This is a genomic window from Actinosynnema sp. NPDC059335 (assembly GCF_042752395.1).
Classification (GTDB): Bacteria; Actinomycetota; Actinomycetes; order Mycobacteriales; family Pseudonocardiaceae; genus Actinosynnema.
On sequence record NZ_JBHYXZ010000275.1, the window covers coordinates 1 to 5,533 of the forward strand.

The following is a 5,533-nucleotide window of genomic DNA, read 5'->3' on the forward strand; positions in this document are numbered from 1 at the left end:
GCCGTGCGCCGCCCGCGGCGGCTCCGCGGTCCTCGGAGCCGCCGCCGGCTTCGACCGGGCCGCGGGCCGGTGAGCGGGTGGGGACGGCGGCCGGGGAGTCGGCGGGCCGGTCGCCGGATGAGCGGGCCGGGAAGTCGGCTGCCGGGCCGTCCGGTGAGTCGGTCGGTGAGTCGGCTGCCCGGCCGTCCGGTGGGCGGGTCGGGGAGCCGGTCGGTGGGTCGGCGGGGGAGCCGGCTGCCGAGTGGGTCGGCGAGTCGGTTGAGGAGCCGTCCGGTGCGCGGGTCGGGGAGTCGGCAGGCGCGGCGGTTCCGGCCGGGTCGGCGTCCGCCGCCGGACGCCGGTGTGCGGCCCGGCCGAGCGCGGCGAGCGCGACCGCGAGCGAGCCGACCGCCAGCACCGGCAGGTCGTCACCGGTCAGGCCGCCCCGCAGGTCCGCCACCAGCAGCCACCACACCGCGACCGCCGCCGCACCGCCGACCACGGCCGCGAACACCCGCGCCCGGCGACCGCCCCAGAGCGCCAACGCCGCCGCCAGCACGACCGCGACCGCCAACCCGACCACCGCCGCGTCCACCCCCGGCCGCGGCGCCCCGCCCGACCGGAACGGCGCCCACCCGGCGCACAGCGCACCCGCCACCGCCACCCAACGCAGCATCCCGCCACCTCCCCGCGTGGGACGACGGCGGCCGGGCGTTCGTTCCACCCCCGCAGGTCGGGCCGGCGGGACGCCGCCCGCGATGGGGCAGAATCGGCCCGGTGAGCACCAACTGGGCAGGCAACTTCACCTTCTCCGCCACGCGGACCGCGCACCCGACGTCCGTCGCCGAGGTGCGGGACGCGGTCCGGGCCGCCGGGTCGGCCCGGGTGGTCGGCGCGGGCCACTCGTTCAGCACCATCGCCGACACCGCCGGCACGCTGATCAGCCTCGACCGGATGCCCGAGGTGTTCGAGGTCCGCGACGGCTCGGTGCGGGTCGCCGCCGGGACGCGCCTCGCCCGGCTCGCCGAGCGGCTGCACGCGGCCGGTCTGGCCCTGCCCGCCATGCCGTCGCTGCCGCACATCACGATCATCGGCGCGTGCGCCACCGCCACCCACGGCTCGGGTGACGACATCCCGTCGCTGGCGAGCCTGGTCCGCTCGCTCGACCTGGTCACCGCGGACGGCGAGCTGGTCACCCTGAGCCGGGGCGACGCGGGTTTCGACGGCGCGGTGGTGGCGTTCGGCTCGCTCGGCGTGGTGGTCGCGGTGGAGCTGGACGTCGTGCCGGCCTTCGACGTCGAGCAGCGCGTCTACCGGGACATGCCGTTCGACGCCCTGGTGGAGAACGTGGACGCGGTGTTCGGGAGCGCCTACAGCGTGAGCGCCTTCACCACCTGGCAGGGCGTCGCGCACGTCTTCGCCAAGCACCGCACCACCGACACCCGCCACGACCTGGCCTGGACGGGCGCGTCGCCCGCCACCGAGCCGGTGCACCCGGTGCCGGGCCAGCCCACCCTGCACTGCACCGCGCAGCTCGGCGTGCCCGGTCCGTGGCACGAGCGGCTGCCGCACTTCCGCGCCGACTTCACCCCGAGCGTCGGGCGCGAGCTGCAGTCGGAGTACTTCGTGGGCCGCGAGCACGCCGCCGACGCGCTGCGGGCGCTCCACGACCTGGCCGCCGAGGTCGCGCCCGTGCTGCTGACGTCCGAGGTCCGCACGATCGCGGCCGACCGGCAGTGGCTCAGCCCGGTGCACGGCCGGCCGAGCATCGCCTTCCACTTCACCTGGCGGCCGGACGACGCGGCCGTGCGCGCCGTGCTGCGCAAGGTCGAGGCGGTGCTCGACCCGTGGCGGCCCCGCCCGCACTGGGGCAAGCTGTTCGAGCTGCCCGACCCCGGCGCCCGGTACGACGACTGGGCGCGGTTCGCCGCGCTGCGCGGCGAACTCGACCCCGCCGGGAAGTTCCGCAACACCCTGGTCGACGGCTGGTTCACCGGATGAGCGCCGGCGTCACATCCGCGCGAACCGCCGCAACCCCTCCAGGTCGGGCACGACCACGTCCCGGCGCAGGTGGCTGACCACCACACCGGCCTTGCGCAGGTCGGCGAACGCCTTCTCGGCGGTGCGCGGTTTCATCCCGGCGATGGAGGCCAGCTCCACCTTCGTCAACGGGATGCCGAGCACCCACCCGCCGACCTCCTGCCTGCCGTGCGCGCCGACCAGCTCGGCCAGCACCCGGGCGACCCGCTCGGCGGCGGTGTGCGACAGGAAGTCGCGCCGCCGCCGGTTGGCCCACCGCAACTGGTCGTCGATCACGCCGATCAGCTCGACGAACCCGTCGTTGCGGCGGTGCAGGAAGCCGTGCAGCTCGGCGCTGGTGATCAGCTTCGCGGTGACGTCGCCGCAGGTCACCACCGTCGCCGAGCGCGGCTTGTGGTCCAGCGCGGCCAGCTCGCCGACCAGGTCGCCCCCGACCCGGACGGTGAGCACCGCGGTGTCCCCGCTCTCGTCGTTGACCATCACCTTCACCACGCCTTCCAGCAGCAGGAAGACGTGGGTGTCGGTGGCGTCCTGGACGATGATCTCGCGGTCGGCGGCGTAGCGGACCGTGGTGCCCAGCGACAGCAGCTCCTGGCGGCTGTTCTCCCGCAGCCGCGACAGCAGCGTCCCGGCCGGCCACTCCTGCGGCGCCACGCTCTGCCGCACGGACGGCGTGCCGGGCTTCGCGGTGGCCAGGGAGCGCCCCGCGTCCGCGAACGACGCGTACCCGCGCTCGAACGACAGGTCGGGCCCGACCCCGGACAGCAGCGCCTCGCACGCCCGCCGCTGCTCGTCCAGCGCCTGCACGGCCGGGTGGCCCGCGCCCAGCGCCGCCACCGCCCGCATCGACGCGTCCCGCACCACGTCCAGCAGGCGTTGCGCCTGGGACCGGGTGCCGTCCAGGTGCGCCAGCTCCAGCTCGGCCGACGCCAGGTTCGACGTCGCGATCACCGCGTGCGGGTGGTCGACGCCCAGCCGGGTGGCGGTGCGGTCGGCGGCGGAGCGCAGGCTGGGCAGCGCGAGCCGGGCCCGTTCGGCGGACCGGCGCACCCTGGCCAGCTCGAACTCGGCGGACGCCAGGTTCGCCTGGGCGACCAGCGCCCGCGGGTGGTGCGTGCCCAGCGCGTTGAGCGCCCGGTCGGTCGCGTCGCGCAGGTCGGTCAGCGCCTCGGCGACCTCCTCGGCGTCACCGTGGTCGCGCGCGATCCGGAACCGCGCGCACATCAGGTTCAGCCGCAGCACGCACGTCTGCGGGTGGTTCGAGCCCAGCACCGTCGTGTTGCGCTGTAACGCCAGCTCCAGCGCGCCCGTCTCGGTCGGTTTCGCGTGATCGAGGGCCACCGCCACGGAGCCGACCGCGACCGGGTCGGCCAGCGGCACCGGGTCGAGGAAGTCGCCGACGACCTGGCGCAGCGTCGCGCCCCGGCCGAACGCCGTGCTCGGCACCCGGCGCCGCACCTGGCGCGGCGTGATCATGCCGGGCTCCCGCCGCCCGCGCGCCACCGACGCCAGCGCCTGCTGGTCGCGCACCCGCGCCGCCTCCGGGCCGGTCGGGTCGACCAGGGCCAGCATGGCGATCAGCAGCGCGTCCGCGGCGTCCGCCGAGCCGATCCGGGTCAGCGCGGCGGCGCACCGCAGGAGCCGGTCCGCGTCGCGGCGCGCGCTGAGCGCGTCCAGCGAGCGGGCCAGGTCCACCGCGAGACGACGGGCGGCCTGGCGGTCCGGCGCGGACCTGGCCAGGACTGCTTCGAGTTCGACCATTCGGCTGTTCATCCGGCACCCCAGGTGGTTGCTCGGTCTGCGACGGCGCGGCTCCTGCGTTCGGACGCCGTGTTCCGGCGTTCGGGCGCGAGGGCTCGCGCCGCCGGAGTGGAATCCTCGTCCATAGCGGCGATATCGGTTGCTCCGGGCATTCGTTAGCGCGTACCTGACATTGTTACGTCATGAATGGTCGGATGTTCGAACCTTGTCCGCACCAGTGCGGTAAACCGTGCGAGTTTTTGGTCGTAGTGAACTCCGCCGCGGCCGCGTCCGGCCACCCGGCGGCGTGATCGTGGAGCACCGCTCGGATTTCGACGCCGCGCGGACGTGAGGGATCCGCGCGAATGAGGGGTGGCACGTCCCGACGCGCGCCCGCCGCCGTGGCACAGTGATCGCATGCGGGTGGGGGTCTTGGGGCCGCTGGAGGTGGTCGCGGACGGCGCGGCGGTCGAGGTCGGCGGCGCGCGGGTGCGCGCGCTGCTGGTCCGGTTGGCGGTCGCCGCGGGCCGCGTGGTCACCACCGAGGAGCTGGCCGACGCGCTGTGGCCCGACGACAAGCCCGCGGACGAGGTCGCCGCGGTGCGGTCCCTGGTGTCGCGGCTGCGCCGCGCCCTGCCCGCCGACGTGCTGCGGTCCGCGCACGGCGGCTACCGGCTGGACGTGCCCGCCGACGCCGTCGACGCGCTCCGGTTCGACCGGCTGGCGCGGGAGGCCAAGGCGGCGCTCGCCGCCGGCGACCCGACCACCGCGGGCGACCGGGCGGAGGAGGCGTTGGCGTTGTGGCGCGGACCGGCGCTGGCCGACGCGGCGGGCGCGCCGTTCGCGGTCGGCTACGTCGCCGGCCTGGACGAGACCCGGCTGGCCCTGCTGGAGGACGCCGCCGCGGCCGACCTGGCCCGCGGCCGCGCCGGGCACCTGGTCGCCGAGCTGACCGACCTCGCCACGCGCCACCCGCTGCGCGAACGGCTGCAGGCCCTCCTGCTGCGCGCCCTGGTCGCGACCGGGCGTGCCGCGGAGGCGTTGGCCGCCTACGAGGACATCCGCCGCCGGTTCGCCGACGAGCTGGGCGCGGACCCCGGACCCGAGCTGCGCGAGACGCACCGGGAGATCCTGCGCGCCGAACCCGCCGACCAGCCGCGCGCGGGCGCCCTGCGGACGCCGCTGACCCGGCTGATCGGACGGTCCGCCGACGTGGACCGGGTCGTCGGGCAGCTCGCCGCGCACCGCCTGGTGACCCTGGTCGGTCCCGGCGGCGCGGGCAAGACCCGGCTGGCCACCACGGTCGCGGCCCGCGTGCCCGGCGGCGCGTGGCTGGTGGAGCTGGCCGCCGTGACCGACCCGGACGACGTCGCGCCCGCCGTGCTCGGCGCGCTCGGCCTGCGCGACCAGCGCGCCGTCGACCGGTCGGTGTCCCACGTCGACCCGATGACCCGCCTGGTGGACGCGCTGTCGCGCACCGAGGCCGTGATCGTGCTGGACAACTGCGAGCACCTGGTCGAGGCCGCGGCCCGGTTCGCCGACGAGCTGCTCGGCCGGTGCCGGCGGCTGCGCGTGCTGGCGACCAGCCGCGAACCGCTCGGCGTGTACGGCGAGGTGGTCAGCCCGGTGCCGCCGCTGGACGGCGACGCGGCCGTGCGGCTGCTCGCCGAACGGGCGGCGGCCGTGCAACCGGGGTTCGCCGTGACGCCGGTGAACGCCGACGCGGTCGCCGAGGTGTGCCGCCGGCTGGACGGGCTGCCGCTGGCGATCGAGC

General features: G+C 76.5%; 3 protein-coding genes and 1 pseudogene. 2 read left to right on the plus strand and 2 right to left on the minus strand.

Annotation, left to right across the window (positions count from 1 at the left end; translation table 11 throughout):
• A pseudogene (locus ACFXGA_RS39335) lies at positions 1-655 on the minus strand (hypothetical protein); the annotation flags it as partial.
• 101 nt (positions 656-756) lie between these two features.
• Here ACFXGA_RS39335 and ACFXGA_RS39340 point away from each other — a divergent pair.
• Positions 757-1,980, plus strand: coding sequence for an FAD-binding protein (locus ACFXGA_RS39340; protein WP_378098024.1), 1,224 nt, complete (start codon positions 757-759; stop codon positions 1,978-1,980).
• Positions 1,981-1,989: 9 nt separating this feature from the next.
• Here the strand turns inward: ACFXGA_RS39340 and ACFXGA_RS39345 are convergent, their stop codons facing one another.
• A complete protein-coding gene (locus tag ACFXGA_RS39345) occupies positions 1,990-3,792 on the minus strand; it encodes a cyclic nucleotide-binding domain-containing protein (protein WP_378098027.1) in 1,803 nt (600 codons plus the stop codon).
• A 384-nt stretch (positions 3,793-4,176) separates the two neighbouring features.
• Between ACFXGA_RS39345 and ACFXGA_RS39350 the strand changes: the two genes are divergently transcribed.
• On the plus strand, positions 4,177-5,533 hold a 1,357-nt coding region (locus ACFXGA_RS39350; protein WP_378098030.1), incomplete at its 3' end, for a BTAD domain-containing putative transcriptional regulator.